A 19,035-nucleotide genomic window follows, 5' to 3' on the forward strand; every position below is an offset into this window, starting at 1 on the left:
GTTAAATTATTAATGGATTTATTAAGTTTTTATGGAGCATAGAAGAAAAAAAGGAACGATTGAATTGGTCTTTGAAGATTACATTGGAGTCGTTTGGCTGTAGAAATAAATTATCTTTCATAACATCAATAAATCGAACCTAAAAATTATAGACTACAAAAGCTTAATCTTAATAATTTAAGATAAATAACGGTTTCCATTTTTTTTAGAGTCAAGAAATCAAATATAACAATCAAACAGATTTCTTTTTTGTAAAACATATAACGAGCAAATCAATGAATACAAATGTTAATGAAATTATTGATAATTTGTGCGTAGTTCTCAGTTATATCTTCACAAATAAAATGATTTTGTTACCTATTTTTAACAAAACTGAGAACAAAGTGCAGTTTTTTAATTTCGCCTAAATTTGTAAACAAAAAAACACACTTTTTAAGTGTGTTTTTTTGTTTACAATAGCACAATTCTGGAGTTTATTACCTTAACTTTTATTTTTTGCAACTCTTGATTTTGAAGTTTTTCCTTTTGATCTGTTTGAGCGAACACCACTAATTACTCTTGAATTATAGCTACTATTTTGCACTCTTTTTGTTATACTCGCAGGACGATTTTTCGAACTATTTCTTTTATTCGTCACTCTTAAATTTCTACTAGATTTATTTTTGGTTGGTTTAATATAATTCGTACTTCTATTGTTTGAATTATTTTCAAGGGTGCTTTTGTTTCTTATTCTTGTATCAGTTATTTCTCTATTAATATTTTTAGTTGCCCCTCTTCCTCTATCTCTTGAAACGATTTTTGAACTTTTTGTTACTGAGCGATCTCTATTTGCACTTCTCGTATTACTTCGTGTAACGCCCACTCTATTTTTATTAATTTTTCTGTAATTACGATCGTTTCTTTGGTACATTGTCCTTCTCACATTCCTTGATTGAAATCTTACATTTCTTGCATGAGCAACTCTTCTACCTCTATCAAAGTTATTGATTCTAGCTCCAGGTCTGTAATAAGTACGATTTCTGTAAGATCTTCGGTAATAACCATTATGATAGTGATTCCTGTAAACAGCGTATGAAAATCTGTAAGGTGAATAAAATCTCCTGTAAGGACTATTCCAAACTACGCATCTATCAACGACAGGTAAGACGAAAAACCTATGATAAGGTCTGTAAATGTAACTTCTGTTAGAGCTATTGATATACCCGTTACAGTTTAGGAAATTACCATAACTATTGTAGTTCACAAATAATCCACCAACTCTAGAAACACGTCCCCATCGATTATATCTAATATATACATCTCCTGCCTGCACTATTCTACCATAGTGATCATAAAAAACTGGTACATCTTCGATTTGAACAACCGCTCCGTAATCATCATACTGAACAAAAGCATCATAATTATACCCCGAGTTAAAACTAATATTAATTCCTGGTGAATTAAAATTAACGTTAACTCCGTTTCTCGGTTGATTTAAATAAAAATCAAATTGTCCGTCGGGATAAACAGCAAATTCAACTCCACGCTCTGTGAAAATATATGAATTACCGTAATTATAGTATGTTTCTGTTGTCAGACTTGATTCCGAAGCATTAACTGAAAAAGAAGTTAAAATAAATGCTGTAAGTAGTAAAACAAATTTTCGCATAATCTTGAATTTAAATGTCCATCATTAGTTTGATACACGATAGGTATATACCAAGTAGTGTGCCAAAAATTAGAAACATTCAAAACAAAGCTGACTATGAAGTAATCATGTTTTCAAAAGGAATCAAATAAAAATGCATTAATAGCGTAAAGCTATAGAAAAAAATAACTTTTAGATAGTTATTACTCTGTTAATCCAAAGATATTAAATAGCGTTTTTTAAACTTTCAATTTGGTTTAAAGTACGGCGTGCCTCTTTATACTTTTTGACACTTTCTGGTTGATTCGTAAATAGTAGTTTATCTCCTTCTTCAATTAATCGGTTATATTTTTCCTGCAATTTTTGCTCTATTGACTTCTTTTTTAATAATGTAAACATAATATTATTGGGGTATTTAGAGAGGCAATCGTTACTAATCACCTTATTTGTTTAACTTTTTTCAAATATAATTAAACATTATAACATACACAACTATTTATCAATAGTTTACACTAATAATATTCCTACACAATTTAATATCCCTAGAAACAATAGTTATTATCAAACTTTGTTTAATTAAGTTTTACTACAACCTTATTACTTGATCAGCATTTATCGAAAATTAAAGAGCATAATCGAGAAAGCCTTTATACAATATCTAACTTTATCGATATTTATACGAAATGCCATTCCTTAAATTCATAATTTACCAATATAACTATTATGAAAATAGAAGTACTCAATTTTACTAAAACTTAACTTTAATCAAAAAACACCTTGCCTAATAGAACATGATCTGCTTCTATCGTAGCCCTATCAGGCTGTGTTTTTTGCCAGGGTAAAACGGCAAGTGCATCCTTTACACCTCTTTAAAACAGACCATATATTAACTTAATTATGCCCTGTACATATTTAATCTAGAAGTTCATTTTTATACCTAAAAACATACATTAATTACCACTAAATTTTATAGTACAAAAATTAATATATATTCTAACAATAATATCATTTTTCATCATTAATAATTTTCCGATCATGATAAATTTTATCTTCAATTACAACAGAATTTTTGAGAACTTATATTTTAAACTAAAAAAACCTTGGTCGCTATTATTGGTTCATTAGATTTCTTACCAGATAGTTTCTGAAAAGAACTTAGAAGACATTTTATTATTTTAAGAGATATCTTAGAAGATATTTTTTATCATTATATGCTAATTATATAATGATTCGACAATGAATAAATGTTCATTTCTAAATTAAAAATGGATTAATTACACCCTGTTTATAATTCCTTAAGGTTAAATTATTAGTTTGTTACAACAATTAATTAGAGCTAAAAGGCACTATCAATGTTTTTATACAATTCTATTTACTAGAGTACTTTTAAAATTATTTCTAACGTTTGATTTTTTCATTAATACCATGTTTAGAACTATAGTTGAAAAAAGGCATTCTAAAAAACTGATGTCGTCATTAAGGAGATTTGAAAATTACTATCTATCGTGTAAGAAAACAATAGTGTCGTTGAAAATTCAGTGTTTTATTCATAATTTCGGGGGTTAAATATTTAAATGAAACTAATTTTTCTTATGTATTAATAACAAATATTAAGAACGTTATTTTTTGTTATTTCTTTAGAACTTATATCTGTACTAATATACTGATAAACAATGTGATAAAAAAATAATCAAAGGAACATTCAAAAAATCACAAAAATCTAGACGCATTAAAAGAGAAACCACACAACAAAATCAATTTAATTATTGATATAATAATTATTGATAGGCAAGCCTTTACACTAAAAATTCAAATAAATTAGGTTTATCATTTAAATACTCTCCAAAAAAATTTAACTTTTTCATTCGCTTAATAAGTGGAGCTAAATCTTCACTATTGACCAATTCAATTCCCACAACTGCTGGACCAGTATCACGGGTAGTTTTTTTAGAATATTCGAAAAAAGTAATATCATCATGCTCGCCAAGTACATTCATAACAAATTCTTTCAAGGCTCCCGCTCTTTGAGGGAATCTTATAATAAAGTAATGTTTTAAACCATTATAAAGTAAAGCTCTTTCCTTTATTTCTGCAGTTCTTGTGATATCGTTATTACTTCCACTTACAACGCAAACTACATTTTTACCTTCAATTTCATCTTTATAAAAATCAAGTGCACTTACAGTTAAAGCTCCAGCAGGTTCTACAACAATAGCTTCTTTATTATACATCTCTAGAATCGTTTGACAAACTTTTCCTTCAGGAACAGCAATCATTTGTTCTAGATTCTCTGCGCAAATTTTATGGGTAAGTTCTCCCACCTTTTGAACAGCCGCACCGTCCACAAACTTATCAATAGAAGGTAATTTTATCGCTTCTGTTTTTTCAATTGCTAATTGCATCGACGGAGCTCCAGATGGTTCAACTCCAATAATTTTGGTTTGAGGTGATATATATTTAAAAACAGAAGACAATCCCGAAGCTAAACCTCCTCCACCTACAGGAACAAAAACAAAATCAATAGTATTATCGGATTGTTCTAATATTTCTAAACCAACAGTGGCCTGACCTTCTATTACTTTTTCATCATCAAAAGGATGTACAAAAGTTTTATTTTCTAATTCAGCTTTTTTTATTGCCTCATTATAGGAATCATCAAAAGTATCTCCTACCAATTTGATCGTAACATAATCAGCACCAAACATTTTTACTTGTTCTACTTTCTGTTTTGGTGTTGGAGCTGGCATAAAAATAGTTCCGAAGATTTTCTTTTTATTACATGCCAAAGCCACTCCTTGCGCATGATTCCCGGCACTTGCACAAACAATTCCTTTTTCTAATTCTTGACTTGATAAGGAGCTAATTTTATTAAAAGCTCCTCTAATTTTGTAAGATCTTACTTGTTGCAAATCTTCTCTTTTTAAAAGAATATTTGCGTTGTATTTATTTGATAAATTAAAATTTTGCTGCAGAGGAGTTACTGCCGCAACATTTTTTAATGTTACGGCAGCTTCCTTTATTGCTTTTAATTCTGGAAAATATATTTTACTTACAACTGATTCCATTGCTTATGATAAGACTAGTTCCTCCTCTACATTCTCTTCTTTTATCGCTTTCATAGAAGTCATAGCTTCTCTTAATCGCTCACCTACCTTTTCTATTGGATGATTTCTAATGGCTTTATTTACTTTAATCAACTGAACATTATCCACATGATTTGAACTTGAAAATTCTTTTCCTACTAAATCTGTAGTCACAGTTTTCATAAAATCAATTAGTAATGGTTTAGCTGCATGATCGAATAAATAACATCCATACTCCGCAGTATCAGATATGATTCTATTCATTTCGTATAACTTCTTTCTTGCAACTGTATTCGCGATTAATGGAAGCTCATGTAAAGATTCATAATAAGCTGATTCTTCAATAATTCCAGAGGCAACCATAGTTTCAAAGGCCAATTCTACTCCAGATTTTACAAAAGCAACTAGTAACGTTCCTTTATCGAAATATTCTTGTTCTGAAACTTCAACTTCTGTAGCCTCTGTTTTTTCAAAACCAGTTTCTGCGGTAGCGGCTCTCCATGATAATAAATCTTTATCATCTTTCGCCCAATCTTCCATCATTTTAGATGAAAAATGACCAGACATAATATCAGACATATGTTTGTCAAATAATGGTTGTAGAATGTCTTTTAATTCTTCAGATAATTGATATGCTTTCAGTTTTGCTGGATTCGAAAGACGATCCATCATATTTGTAATTCCTCCATGTTTTAAGGCTTCGGTTATCGTTTCCCAACCGTATTGTACCAATTTACTCGCAAAATGAGGTTTCATTCCTTCTTCTACCATTTTATCAAAACATAAAATTGAAGCTGTTTGTAATACTCCACAAAGTATTGTTTGCTCACCCATTAAATCAGATTTTACCTCAGCGACAAAAGATGATTCTAAAACTCCAGCTCGATGTCCGCCTGTTGCAAAAGCATATGCTTTTGCTTGAGCTAAACCTTTTGATTCAGGATCATTGGTTGGATGAACTGCAATTAATGTTGGCACTCCAAATCCTCTTTTATATTCTTCTCTAACTTCACTTCCAGGACATTTAGGTGCAACCATAATTACTGTTAAATCCTTACGAACTTGAGTTCCTTCTTCAACAATATTAAATCCATGAGAATATGATAATGTTGCTCCTTCTTTCATTAATGGTATCACGGCTTTTACAACATTGCTATGTTGCTTATCTGGAGTTAAATTACATACTAAATCAGCATATGGAATTAACTCTTCGTAAGTACCTACAACAAAATTATTTTCTGTTGCGTTTTTAAACGACTGACGTTGTTCTTTAATTGCTGAAGGTCTTAAAGCATAAGATACATCTAGCCCAGAATCTCTCATGTTTAGTCCTTGGTTCAAACCTTGTGCTCCACAACCTACTATCACAACTTTCTTACCTTTTAATGCCTCAATCCCTTTAGAAAATTCCTCAGACTCCATGAATCTACATTTTCCTAATTGCTCTATTTTTTCTCTTAATGATAACTGGTTAAAATAATTCCCCATGATGTTATTTCTTTCTAATTAAATGTTTGTTTGAATAGTTATTTCTAACTTGCTTCAGAATCTCATTATTTCATTGCTTATAATGTAAGAGCATGAAACGAGTTCCAAATGACATGTTTGTTTATTTTTTTATTAATTCTAATAGTTCTGACACAGGCATTTCTTCTTTAGTAATTGCGATACGACCAGATCGAACAAACTGCTTTATTCCGTGTTTATCTAATAAATGATAAAGTTCTTCAACTTCCTCTTTTGTGCCTGATTTCTCTAATACAAAAAAGTCTTTATTTATATTGATTACTCTTGATTTACTTCCATTAATAACTTTTTGAATTTCGTCATTCTCAGTAAGTAAATCTGTACTTAATTTGAAAAGACATGATTCTTGATAAATAGTATCATCATCGGTATGATAATAAGCTTTAATTACTTCAATCTGTTTTTCTAGTTGACCTAAAATCTTTTTAATCTGATCTTCAGTTACTCGAATCAAAATTGTAATTCTGGAAACACTTTTTATTTCAGATTTTGAAACATTGACGCTTTCTATATTAATATTTCTCCTTTGTAATATGGCTGTAACCCTATTTAAAACTCCAATATTATTTTCGGTATATATGGATACTGTAAACGTTTGTATTTTATTCATCTCTTTTAACTTAATCTAACTTCTGAAACTGATGATCCTGTTGGAATCATTGGAAATACATTGTCTTCTTTTTCTACACATACTTCTAAAAAGTATGCGCCATCAAAGTGTATCATTTCTGAAACAGCACTTGCTAACTCTTCTCTTCTCGTAACTCGCTTTGCAGGAATATGATATCCTTTTGCTATGGCTACAAAATCAGGATTCGTCATTGTTGTTGATGCGTAACGTTTATCAAAAAACAACTGTTGCCATTGACGCACCATTCCTAAGAATTCATTGTTAAGCACTACGATTTTTACTGCTGCTTTTGTTTGTAAAATGGTTCCTAATTCCTGAATAGTCATTTGATAACCACCGTCTCCTATAACAGCAACAACTTCTCTTTCTGGAGTTCCCATTTTTGCTCCGATGGCAGCTGGTAATGCGAATCCCATGGTCCCTAATCCGCCAGAAGTAATATTACTTTTAGATTGATTAAAATCTGCATATCTGCATGCAATCATTTGATGTTGCCCAACATCTGAAACGATAATTGCATTTCCTTTAGAAGCTGCATTGATTTCTTTAATTACCTCTCCCATAGTTAATCCTTCTTTGGTTGGGTATAAATCATTTTTAATTACTTTATCAAATTCAATAGCGTCATGATTTCTAAACTCTTGAAGCCAGTCTTTATGATCTTTCTTTGCTAACAAAGGAAGTACCGCTTGTAAACTTTCTTTAGCATCTCCAAGCACGGCAACATCTGCCTTAACGTTTTTATCTATTTCAGCAGGATCAATTTCAAAATGAACAACCTTGGCCTGTTTTGCATAACGATTTAAATCTCCGGTTACCCGATCGTCGAAACGCATTCCTACTGCAATTAATACATCACATTCATTTGTAAGTTTATTTGGACCATAATTACCATGCATTCCTACCATTCCTACATTCAATTCATGCGATGTTGGTAACGCTGACGCTCCTAAAATTGTCCATGCGGAAGGTAATCCTGCTTTTTCTATAAATGCCTTAAACTCTTCTTCCGCTTTTCCTAAAATTACTCCTTGTCCCCAAACTACAAAAGGTTTTTTAGCATTATTAATTAGATCTGCTGCTTTCTGAACAGATTCTAACTCTAACTTTGGAACAGCTTTATAACTTCTAATTAAAGTACAACGTTCATAAGAAAATTCAAATTCTTCGAATTGAGCATTTTTTGTAATATCAATTAATACAGGGCCTGGTCTTCCAGAACGTGCTATATAAAATGCTTTTGCAAATACTTCAGGAATTTCTGAAGCCTTTGTTATTTGATAATTCCATTTTGTAACTGGTGTAGATATTCCAACGATATCCGTTTCTTGAAAGGCATCGGTTCCTAATAAATGCTCAGCAACCTGACCTGTAATACAAACCATAGGAGTAGAATCTATTTGTGCATCTGCAATACCCGTAATTAAATTCGTAGCTCCTGGTCCGGATGTAGCAATAGCAACTCCTACTTTTCCTGTTGCTCTGGCATAACCTTGAGCCGCATGAGTTGCTCCTTGTTCATGACGTGTTAACACATGATGTAATTCTTCTTGATATTTGAATAATTCATCATAAACAGGCATAATTGCACCTCCCGGATAACCATATAACAAATCGACTCCTTCTGCCAACAAACATTTAATGACCGCTTCAGCACCCGAAATAGTCACATTAGTTTTTGCACCTTTAACTGTACTTGTTTTTGCTTTCGTTTCCATGTTATTGTGATTTAAAATTCATCGGTTACACATCCATTAGATGCCGATGCTACTGTTCTTGCATATTTATATAATACTCCTCTTTTTACTTTTAATGGAGGAGCTTTCCATTCTTTCTTTCTTTGAGCTAATTCTTCGTCTGAAACCTCAAGATTTATCGTATTAGTTTGGGCATTAATAGAAATAATATCTCCATCTTTAACTAATGCTAATACTCCTCCTACTTGAGCTTCTGGTGTAATATGACCAACTACAAAGCCATGAGTTCCTCCAGAAAATCTACCATCTGTAATTAATGCTACTTCTTTTCCTAAACCAGCTCCCATTATTGCAGCTGTAGGTTTTAACATTTCTGGCATTCCAGGTCCTCCTTTTGGTCCTTCATAACGGATTACAACGACGTCACCTTTTTCTACTTCTCCATTTTTAATTCCGTCGTTAGCCGCGTATTCCCCTTCATAAACTTTTGCTTTTCCTGAGAAATACAATCCTTCTTTACCCGTAATTTTCGCTACTGAACCATCTTTTGCTAGATTTCCATAAAGCATTCTTAAATGTCCAGTTTCTTTAATAGGATTATGTAAAGGTTTAATAACTTCTTGTCCATCTGTTAAACTGGGAACTTCTGCCAAATTCTCAGCTAATGTTTTTCCTGTAACCGTTAAACAATCTCCATGAACCAATCCTTTCTCTAAAAGATATTTCAAAACAGCAGGCGTTCCACCTACTTTATGAACATCTTCCATTAAATATTTTCCACTAGGTTTTAGATCAGCTAAAAATGGAGTTTCATCTGAAATACGTTGAAAATCTTCCAGAGTAAATTGTACATCAGCAGCTTTTGCAATAGCTAAAAAATGTAATACCGCATTTGTAGAACCTCCCATTACAGTAACTAAACGAACTGCATTTTCTAGAGATTTCTTCGTAACAATATCAGATGGCTTAATATCTTTTTCTAATAATACTCGTAATGCTTCACCTGCTTTTACTGATTCATTTTCCTTTTCTTGACTAATAGCTGGATTAGAAGAATTATAAGGTAAACTCATCCCTAAAGCTTCAATAGCAGAAGCCATTGTATTCGCAGTATACATTCCTCCACATGCTCCTGCACCTGGGCAAGCTTTTTCAATAACACTTTGATATTGTTGTTGTGTAATTGTACCCGCAACTTTACTTCCCCAAGCTTCAAAAGCAGAAACGACATCTAACTTTTGACCTTCATGACATCCAGAAGCTATTGTTCCTCCATATACAAGAACTGAAGGCCTGTTTAATCGTAGCATTGCCATTAAAGCACCAGGCATGTTTTTATCGCAACCCACTACAGTAACCAAACCGTCATAAGACATGGCTTGAACTACAGTTTCCATAGAATCTGCAATTACATCTCTAGATGGTAACGAATAGCGCATACCAGGTGTTCCCATTGAAATTCCATCTGAAACACCGATTGTATTAAATATTAATCCAACTAAATTCACATTTTGAGTTCCCTTTTTAACCAATTTTGACAAGTCGTTTAAATGCATGTTACAAGGGTTTCCTTCGTATCCTGTACTTGCAATTCCAACAAATGGCTTTTCTAAATCGTTTTTTGATAATCCAATTGCGTGTAACATTGCCTGTGCAGCTGGTTGTGTATCATCCTGTGTTACTCTTTTACTAAACTTATTCAGTTCCATCTTAAAGTACTTTTTCTTTAACTCTTTGTCCTAAAACTTCTGCTTTGTATAATTTCATCAATTCAAATCCATGAGTTTCTTCCCATTTCATTGGAAATTCATATTCATCTAATGACTGTAATCCAACCACTTCTGCTGCTGTACCAGTAAAGAAACAAGCCTCGGCTGATTTTAATTCTTCACGAGTGAAAAACTTCTCTTCAACTGGAATTCCTTCTTCTTTACAGATCTCTATAATAGTTGCTCTTGTAATACCTGCCATAATATGGCCTCTAGGTGGTGTATACAACTTTCCATCTTTTTGCATGAAAATATTAGCTCCAGAACATTCCGCTACATTTCCATTCATATCTAATAACAATGCTTCATCGTAACCTTCTCTTTTTGCCTCATTAGTAGACAAAATTGAGTTTACATAATGACCTGTTACTTTTGCTTCTACAAAACAAGATTTTGGATTTGGTCTTTGAAACTTTGAAGTTTTCACTTTTAATAATTTATCTCCCATGTACTTTCCCCATTCCCAACATTGAATAACAACATTTGTTTCCTGAGAAGTAAGTAAACTCATATTTGCTCCTGTTGTTATTAATGGACGGATATAAGCATCTTCCAAGTTATTTAACTCCAATAATTTGTAAGTGATTTCTGTTAACTCTTCTTCAGAATACTCAAGATTAATATTCATTACCTCTGCTCCGAATTTTAATCGTTTATAGTGATCGTACGATTTAAAAATCCTAGCTCCATTGTCTGTTTTATAAGACCTAATTCCTTCAAACACACCATTACCGTAATGTAAACTTTGACTGTATAAGTCCGAAGAAGTTTCCTTAGCCTTTACAAATTTCCCGTTATAAAAAACTACACTTTGATCGTTGTAATACATTGTTTATTTATTAGTTAATCGAATTTATTTTATCCTTTTTTTACACACTTTATATAATTTATCAGCCTATGATTCTTAATTGTTTTGAAAAACACTTAAATAATTTATTTTCAATATGTTAAATATTTCAAACCATGGTGTTCACATCAATAAAAAAAGCCTGTATCTGAGTTAGATACAGGCTTTATATAGAACAATAACTATCTGTATCAACTCGGTGGTGAGTTAATAATGACAATAATGATAATTACGATGTTCTGAATTAAGTTCATATGTTTAAACTAAAAAAGGCTTCCTAAATTTAGGAAGCCTTTTGAATTTATATTTTAAAATTTACAAATACACTTCCTTTACCCTTGTGAAATAATATTCACAACGACAATAATAGAAATGATATTTAAAATTTGTTTTCTCATTTGTTGTCACAAAGATTGCTAATTATTTTTGACATATCCTAATCATTTTCAAAAAAATGTTACGCACTTAATAAATCATTGGCATCTTTAAGAGGTAAACTTGAACTTCCCATTAAATAAGCATCAACATGATGAGCAGCCTGTCTTCCTTCTGAAATTGCCCAAACAATTAACGATTGACCTCTTCTCATATCACCCGCTGTAAAAATTCCCTGAACATTCGTTTGGTAATTATGAACACTCGCTTTAATGTTTGATTGATTATCTTGAACTAAACCTAGTTTTTGAGGTAATGTTTTCTCTGGACCAGTAAAACCTAATGCTAAGAAAACCAAATCACAAGGCCATGTTTTTTCAGTACCTTCTTTCTCGATTAATTGAGGACGTTCACCAGGAATTAACTTCCACTCTACTTCAACAGTTTTTAATGCTATAAGTTCGCCTTTCTCATTTTTGATAAACTCCTTTGTATTAATCAACCAATTACGATCACAACCTTCTTCATGAGAAGAACTTGTTTTTAGCTGAAGTGGCCAAAATGGCCATGGCGTTTTTTCACTTCGAGCTTCAGGTGGTTCAGGCATAATTTCAAAATTCGTCACCGATTTTGCACCATGACGATTTGATGTACCAATACAATCTGAACCTGTATCTCCACCTCCAATTACTATTACATTTTTGCCTTTAGCACTAATGACTTCACTTTCTAATTCAGAATTGAATAAAGCTTTTGTTTGACGCGTTAAGAAATCCATTGCTTGATGAACTCCTTTAGCATCTGAACCCGAAATTGGTAAATGTCTAGCCTGTGTAGCTCCTCCACACAAAACAGTAGCATCAAAATCTTTCAAATGTTCCACAGAGATATTTACACCAATATTTGCATTTATTTCAAAGCTAACTCCTTCCTCTTCCAATATTTTGATACGACGATCAATCACATCTTTTTCTAATTTGAAATTTGGAATACCATATCGTAACAATCCTCCCAATTTATCTTCTCTTTCAAAAACAGTTACAGTATGACCGGCTCTATTCAATTGTTGGGCTGCGGCTAAACCAGCTGGCCCAGAACCAACTACAGCAACAGTTTTACCCGACCTGTAACTCGGTCGTTTGGCATTTATCCAACCTTTTTCAAAGCCTTTTTCTACTATATACTTTTCAATATTTTCAATTGCTACAGGTTCATCAATAATTCCTAGAACACAAGCTTTTTCACATGGAGCAGGACATAATCTTCCTGTAAATTCAGGGAAGTTATTTGTAGAATGTAAAATTTCTAATGCTTTTTTCCAGTCGCCTTTATGAACCATATCGTTAAAATCTGGAATAAAATTCCCCAAAGGACAACCACTGTGACAAAAAGGAATTCCACAATCCATACAACGAGAACCTTGTTTTTGCTGTTCATCGTCAGATAATGGCGCTGTAAACTCCTTATAATTTTGAATTCTATCAGCTACAGCATTATTATGTTCCTGCTTCCTTCCATATTTTTTAAATCCACCTAATTCTCCCATAATATTATGCTGTAATTTTCATTAATTCTTCTTTTGCTATTCTTTCTAAAGCCAATTTATAATCCGTTGGATATACTTTAATAAAATCCATTTTATTTACTTCCCAATCTGATAAAATTGTTGCTCCTAAATCGCTTTCTGTGTAATTAACATGTTTTGAAATAAGCCCTTTTAAATCATGCTGATCTTCCGTTTCTAAGTGCACTAACTCGACCATTTCTAGATTACACAATTCATTTCTAAATTGATGAGACGGATCATATACATAAGCTATTCCTCCACTCATTCCTGCAGCAAAATTTCTTCCTGTTTTTCCAAGTACAACCACTTTACCTCCAGTCATATACTCACAACCATGATCTCCAATACCTTCTACGACAGCAGTAATTCCTGAATTACGTACACAAAAACGTTCACCTGCAATACCATTTACGTAGGCTTCACCATTTGCTGCACCGTAAAAACAAACATTTCCTACGATAATATTATCTTTCGCCATAAAATCTGCTTCTTTTGGTTTTTTTACCACAATTTTAGCTCCCGACAACCCTTTTCCGAGATAATCGTTGGTTTCACCATCAACAATCATTGTTAAACCTTTAGTAGCGAAAGCACCAAAACTTTGTCCAGCAGATCCTTTAAATTGCAATGTTAGCGTGTCTTCAGGCAACCCTTCATCACCATGAAGTTTCGATATTTCGTTACTAATTAAAGCTCCTACTGAACGGTTTGTATTTTGAATTTCATAAAAAAACTCAGACTTAATTTTGTTCTTGATTGCTCCTTTAGCATCATCCACAATTTTAAAGTCTAACACTTTTTCTAAATTATGATCTTGTTTTTCCGTATTGAACAAAATTGGATCTGATTCAGTTTTCGGTTTATGTAAAATTGCTGATAAATCAACACCTTTTGCTTTGTAGTGATTTATTGCTTTATTGACATTTAACTTTTCAACTTGACCAACCATTTCTTTCACAGATCTAAACCCTAATGACGCCATGATTTGTCGAACTTCTTCAGCAACGAAATACATAAAATTGATAACGTGTTCTGGCGTTCCTTTAAAGTTCTTTCTTAAGTCTGGATCTTGAGTTGCAATACCGACAGGACAAGTATTTAAATGACACTGACGCATCATTACACATCCTGAGGCGACTAGTGGTGCTGTTGCAAAACCAAACTCCTCGGCTCCCAACAAACAAGCAATCGCTACATCACGACCAGTTTTTAATTGTCCGTCACATTCTAAAACAACTCTACCTCTTAAATTGTTCATTACTAAAGTTTGCTGAGCTTCAGCAATACCTAATTCCCAAGGTAATCCTGCATGTCTTAAAGAAGTTAACGGTGATGCTCCTGTTCCTCCATCAAAACCAGAAACTAAAATTACATCAGCTTTTGCTTTTGCGACTCCAGCAGCAATGGTTCCAACACCAACTTTTGAAACTAGTTTCACATTAATTCTAGCTTCTCTATTCGCATTTTTTAAATCATAAATTAATTGCGCTAAATCTTCAATAGAATAAATATCATGATGCGGTGGTGGTGAAATTAATCCAACATAAGGTGTGGAATTTCTAACTTCCGCAATCCATGGCAATACCTTTTTACCTGGAAGCTGACCACCTTCACCAGGCTTTGCGCCTTGAGCCATTTTTATTTGAATTTCCTTTGCATTTGTCAGATAGTTGCTCGTAACTCCGAATCTACCTGACGCAACTTGTTTAATAGCACTATTTTTTGAATCTCCATTTGATAGTTTTTTGAATCTAGCTTTATTTTCACCGCCTTCGCCAGAATTAGATTTCCCGCCGATTCTATTCATTGCTATAGCTAAGTTTTCGTGAGCTTCTTGACTAATTGATCCATAAGACATTGCTCCTGTTTTAAAACGCTTAACAATTTCAGTCCATGGCTCTACTTCCTCAATTGAAATTGGATCGAGATTCACAAAGTCAAACAAGCCTCTAATAGTCATTAATTCTTCAGACTGTTTATTAATTTTATCTGCATAAATTTTGTAACTGTCTTTACTTTTGGAACGAACTGCTTGCTGTAATTTAGAAACGGTGGTTGGATTAAACATATGTGGTTCTCCATTTCTTCTCCAACGATAATCTCCTCCAACTTCTAAGTTTAAAACGGAGTCTATATTTTTATCTCTAAATGATTCTGTGCAGCGTTTATAAATATCTTTTTGAAGAACGTATAATCCAATTCCTCCAATACGAGATGGTGTTCCTGGAAAATACTTATCAGTAAATGTCTTTTTAAGACCTAAAATTTCAAAAATTTGAGAAGCTCTGTATGAATGCAGCGTAGAAATTCCAATCTTATTCATAATTTTTAACAAACCTTTTCCGATTGCTTTATTGAAATTTTTTACTGCTTTTTCAACCTCAACATCTTTAATAACTCCACTATTGACCTGTTTTGCAATGATTTCATTCACCATATAAGGATTTATCGCGCTTGCTCCATAACCAAATAATGTTGCAAAATGATGTGGTTCTCGTGGTTCGGCACTTTCTATGATAATTCCAATTTTAGATCGAGTCTTCTTTCTGTACATGGAATTATGTAAGTATGAACAAGCCAATAAAGCTGGAATAGGAGCCCACTCTTTATTCACACCTCTATCTGATAAAATAATCACATTTACACCTTCATCTTCGACTGCAACTGTTGCTTTATATAATATTCCTTCTAATTCATTTTCAATACCATTTACACCTTTTTCCAAAGGAAACAACATCGGAATTGTTACGGCTTTAAAATCATCATGTTCTAGGTTTTTAATCTTATCCAAATCTTCGTTAGAAATTACAGGATTTTGGATTCTTAGTTTCTTGGCTTGTTCAGGAATAATATCAAAAATATTTCTATCCGAACCAATGGCTAAACTAATGTCTGTAATAATCTCTTCTCGAATTCCATCTAAAGGAGGATTTGTTACTTGAGCAAATAATTGCTTAAAATAATTATACAGTAGTTGTGGTTTATTGGACAAAACAGCTAACGGTGTATCTGTTCCCATTGAACCAATTCCCTCCTTTCCATTTACTGCCATTGGAGCAATAATATGATCTATTTCTTCAATTGTATAACCAAATAATCTTAAGCGTGTATCATAATCCGTTTTTTCCTCAATAATCTCATTCTGAGTATAAGGAATATCTGCTAACGGAAGCGTATGATCTTTAACCCATTTTTTGTAAGGATTCTTGGAAACAATATCTCGTTTGATTTCCTCATCTTCAATAATTCGACCAGCAGTCATATCTACCAGAAACATTTTCCCTGGTTCTAGACGACCATGTTTTAGTACATTTTCTGGCTTAATATTTAATACTCCAATTTCAGATGACATCACCACGTTTCCTTTTTTGGTAACCGTATATCTTGAAGGACGTAATCCATTTCTATCTAGAACTGCACCAATAAAATTACCATCGGTAAAAGGTACTGAAGCAGGACCATCCCAGGGTTCCATAATACACGAATTGTACTCATAAAAAGCTTTTTTATCTTCGTCCATAGTTTCATCTCTTTCCCAAGCTTCTGGAACTAACATCATCATTACTTCTGGTAAGGACCTTCCTGTCATTAACAACAATTCTACCGCCATATCCATAGAAGCAGAATCTGACTTTCCTCTGGTAATAATTGGATATAGTTTTTCAATATCTTTTCCAAACAAATCAGACTTCATTAATTCCTCACGAGCCATCATTCTCTTTATATTACCTTTCAATGTATTAATTTCACCATTGTGACACATGAATCTGAATGGTTGAGCTAAGTCCCATGACGGAAAAGTATTGGTTGAGAAACGTTGATGTACTAAAGCTAAACGAGTAACTAAATCCGGTTGTTTTAAATCTGTATAAAACCTACCAATATCCTCTGGCATTAATAAACCTTTGTATATTAGAGTTGTTGTAGATAAACTAGATAAATAGAAATAGTTACATTCTGATATTTTAGAATTTGTAATTGTATGTTCACTAATCTTCCTAGCAGCAAACAATCTTGCATTAAACTGTAAATCTGTTAATTCCTCTTCTCCTTTAGCTACAAAAATTTGCTTTATTTTAGGCTGAGATTTAGCTGCAATTGCACCTAAATTTGATGTATCGACTGGAACATCTCTCCAGCCTAGAACATACAAACCTTGGTTTTTGAACTCCTCTTCCAGTACTTTTTCACAAAAACTACTTTGATTGAATTTTTTAGGTAAGAAAACTTGCCCAACAGCATACTCTTTAACTTCAGGTAAATTAAAATCACATATTCGTTTGAAAAATTCATGTGGAATATCAATTAAAATACCAGCTCCATCACCAGTTCTTCCATCAGAACTTACTGCTCCTCTATGCTCTAATTTTATTAAAATTTCAAGAGCATCATGAATGATTTCATTGGATTTCTCACCTTTTAGGTTACAAATAAATCCAGCACCACAATTATCTCTTTCAAACTCACTTAAGTATAATCCTTGATTCTCCATAATTATATTTTTAAAAAACACTCAAAATCAAAGTATTGAGTAAAATCATTCCTTTTAAAATTGTAAAAAGTATTGTATTACATTTTACAATCAGTGAAGTAAGACGTAAAATGTTATTAAAATCACGAAAGCTTCCAAAAGAAACTCTTAACATTAATTAGAATTAGATAAAGTACTAGTGTTCGTTTAATCTAAAATCGGCATAAGCCGCCATCCCATGTTCATGAGTATCCAATCCTTCTATCTCCTCCTTTTCAGATACTCTTATACCCATAGTTTTCTTGAGTGTAAATATTATAATGAATGCTGTTGATACACAGAAAACAGCATACGTTCCTACTCCTATTAATTGACTTAGAAACTGCTCTCCACTAGCTAAATTTCCAAAAATACCAACCGCTAAAGTTCCCCAGATTCCACATACTAAGTGAACTGCAATAGCTCCAACTGGATCGTCTAACTTAAACTTATCAACAAAATTTACTGCTAAAACAATAAGGACACCACCAATACTTCCTATAATAATCGCATCCATAGGTCCCATTACATCTGCTCCCGCAGTTATTGCTACTAAGCCACCTAAAATCCCATTCAGGAACATTGTTAAGTCTAAATTTTTATACATAATGGTTGAAACAATGGCTGAAAAAACACCTCCAGCAGCAGCTGCTAAACATGTTGTTACCAATGTAAGAGATGTTCCTGCTGGATCAGCCGATAATACTGAACCTCCATTAAATCCGAACCATCCCAACCAAAGAATCAAAACACCTGCTGTTGCTAAAGGAATATTGTGTCCTGGAATCGCTTGTGGCTTTCCATTTCTGAATTTTCCAATTCTTGGACCTAATAACCAAACTGCTACCAAAGCAGCCCAACCACCAACAGAATGAACTAGTGTTGATCCTGCAAAATCATAAAAAGGTGTTTCCATTTTATGTAGAAATCCTTCTCCCCATTTCCATGAACCTGCTATTGGATATACAAAACCAACATAAAAAACAGTAAAAACCATAAATGGTAATATTTTGATTCTCTCTGCCACAGCTCCCGAAACTATTGTTGCTGCAGTTGCTGCGAACATTCCTTGAAATAGAAAATCTGTCCAATACGTGTAGCCAGAATTGTAAGACAAATCTAAAGCATCATTAACCATTGGTGCCTCTAATCCAAACCCTGCAAATGCAAAAATTCCTACTGTATCATCTGCAAAACCAGGATACATTAAATTAAATCCAAATGCGGCATACATTAATAAACCACTGGTAATGATAAAAATATTTTTGAAAAGAATATTTAATGTATTCTTCTGTCTAGTTAAACCAATCTCTAGAAAAGCAAAACCTAAATGCATAAAAAACACTAAGGCTGTACAAATCATCATCCAAACGTTATTTGTTGTTAATTGTTCCATAGTATT

At 32.8% G+C, this 19,035-nt stretch carries 11 protein-coding genes; all 11 read right to left on the minus strand.

Going from position 1 to position 19,035, the window contains the following annotated elements; translation table 11 throughout:
- Positions 1–481: 481 nt before the first annotated feature.
- On the minus strand, positions 482–1,648 hold the full coding sequence (locus tag BTO06_RS08935) for a hypothetical protein (RefSeq protein ID WP_100924972.1): 1,167 nt from the start codon (positions 1,646–1,648) through the stop codon (positions 482–484).
- A 204-nt stretch (positions 1,649–1,852) separates the two neighbouring features.
- The gene (locus BTO06_RS18460; protein WP_157811789.1) at positions 1,853–2,026 is read right to left on the minus strand and encodes a Lacal_2735 family protein; all 174 of its coding nucleotides are present in this window, start codon (positions 2,024–2,026) and stop codon (positions 1,853–1,855) included.
- 1,397 nt (positions 2,027–3,423) lie between these two features.
- The gene (ilvA, locus tag BTO06_RS08940; RefSeq protein ID WP_100924973.1) at positions 3,424–4,692 is read right to left on the minus strand and encodes a threonine ammonia-lyase IlvA; all 1,269 of its coding nucleotides are present in this window, start codon (positions 4,690–4,692) and stop codon (positions 3,424–3,426) included.
- Positions 4,693–4,695: 3 nt separating this feature from the next.
- The gene (gene ilvC, locus BTO06_RS08945) at positions 4,696–6,198 is read right to left on the minus strand and encodes a ketol-acid reductoisomerase (RefSeq protein ID WP_100924974.1); all 1,503 of its coding nucleotides are present in this window, start codon (positions 6,196–6,198) and stop codon (positions 4,696–4,698) included.
- Positions 6,199–6,319: 121 nt separating this feature from the next.
- The gene (ilvN, locus tag BTO06_RS08950; RefSeq protein WP_100924975.1) at positions 6,320–6,847 is read right to left on the minus strand and encodes an acetolactate synthase small subunit; all 528 of its coding nucleotides are present in this window, start codon (positions 6,845–6,847) and stop codon (positions 6,320–6,322) included.
- A gap of 5 nt (positions 6,848–6,852) precedes the next feature.
- Positions 6,853–8,586 carry a biosynthetic-type acetolactate synthase large subunit gene (ilvB, locus tag BTO06_RS08955; protein ID WP_100924976.1) on the minus strand — a complete coding sequence of 578 codons (1,734 nt, stop codon included), beginning with the start codon at positions 8,584–8,586 and terminating at the stop codon, positions 6,853–6,855.
- 11 nt (positions 8,587–8,597) lie between these two features.
- Positions 8,598–10,274, minus strand: a complete 1,677-nt coding sequence (gene ilvD, locus BTO06_RS08960; RefSeq protein ID WP_100924977.1) for a dihydroxy-acid dehydratase — start codon at positions 10,272–10,274, stop codon at positions 8,598–8,600.
- Between the two features lies 1 nt (position 10,275).
- Positions 10,276–11,163 carry a branched-chain amino acid transaminase gene (locus tag BTO06_RS08965; protein WP_100924978.1) on the minus strand — a complete coding sequence of 296 codons (888 nt, stop codon included), beginning with the start codon at positions 11,161–11,163 and terminating at the stop codon, positions 10,276–10,278.
- A gap of 475 nt (positions 11,164–11,638) precedes the next feature.
- Positions 11,639–13,102 carry a glutamate synthase subunit beta gene (locus BTO06_RS08970; RefSeq protein ID WP_100924979.1) on the minus strand — a complete coding sequence of 488 codons (1,464 nt, stop codon included), beginning with the start codon at positions 13,100–13,102 and terminating at the stop codon, positions 11,639–11,641.
- 4 nt (positions 13,103–13,106) lie between these two features.
- On the minus strand, positions 13,107–17,615 hold the full coding sequence (gltB, locus tag BTO06_RS08975) for a glutamate synthase large subunit (protein ID WP_198517063.1): 4,509 nt from the start codon (positions 17,613–17,615) through the stop codon (positions 13,107–13,109).
- A gap of 175 nt (positions 17,616–17,790) precedes the next feature.
- Positions 17,791–19,029, minus strand: a complete 1,239-nt coding sequence (locus tag BTO06_RS08980; RefSeq protein ID WP_100924980.1) for an ammonium transporter — start codon at positions 19,027–19,029, stop codon at positions 17,791–17,793.
- Positions 19,030–19,035 lie beyond the last annotated feature (6 nt).

Origin of the sequence: Tenacibaculum sp. SZ-18, assembly GCF_002813915.1 — a bacterium.
Lineage (GTDB): Bacteria > Bacteroidota > Bacteroidia > Flavobacteriales > Flavobacteriaceae > Polaribacter.

What these genes read in the sequence shown, in the direction of transcription:
- BTO06_RS08935 (WP_100924972.1), bottom strand. Translation starts at nt 1,648, where the DNA reads ATGCGAAAATTTGTTTTACTACTTACAGCATTTATTTTAACTTCTTTT.
- BTO06_RS18460 (WP_157811789.1), bottom strand. Translation starts at nt 2,026, where the DNA reads ATGTTTACATTATTAAAAAAGAAGTCAATAGAGCAAAAATTGCAGGAA.
- ilvA (WP_100924973.1), bottom strand. Translation starts at nt 4,692, where the DNA reads ATGGAATCAGTTGTAAGTAAAATATATTTTCCAGAATTAAAAGCAATA.
- ilvC (WP_100924974.1), bottom strand. Translation starts at nt 6,198, where the DNA reads ATGGGGAATTATTTTAACCAGTTATCATTAAGAGAAAAAATAGAGCAA.
- ilvN (WP_100924975.1), bottom strand. Translation starts at nt 6,847, where the DNA reads ATGAATAAAATACAAACGTTTACAGTATCCATATATACCGAAAATAAT.
- ilvB (WP_100924976.1), bottom strand. Translation starts at nt 8,586, where the DNA reads ATGGAAACGAAAGCAAAAACAAGTACAGTTAAAGGTGCAAAAACTAAT.
- ilvD (WP_100924977.1), bottom strand. Translation starts at nt 10,274, where the DNA reads ATGGAACTGAATAAGTTTAGTAAAAGAGTAACACAGGATGATACACAA.
- BTO06_RS08965 (WP_100924978.1), bottom strand. Translation starts at nt 11,163, where the DNA reads ATGTATTACAACGATCAAAGTGTAGTTTTTTATAACGGGAAATTTGTA.
- BTO06_RS08970 (WP_100924979.1), bottom strand. Translation starts at nt 13,102, where the DNA reads ATGGGAGAATTAGGTGGATTTAAAAAATATGGAAGGAAGCAGGAACAT.
- gltB (WP_198517063.1), bottom strand. Translation starts at nt 17,615, where the DNA reads ATGGAGAATCAAGGATTATACTTAAGTGAGTTTGAAAGAGATAATTGT.
- BTO06_RS08980 (WP_100924980.1), bottom strand. Translation starts at nt 19,029, where the DNA reads ATGGAACAATTAACAACAAATAACGTTTGGATGATGATTTGTACAGCC.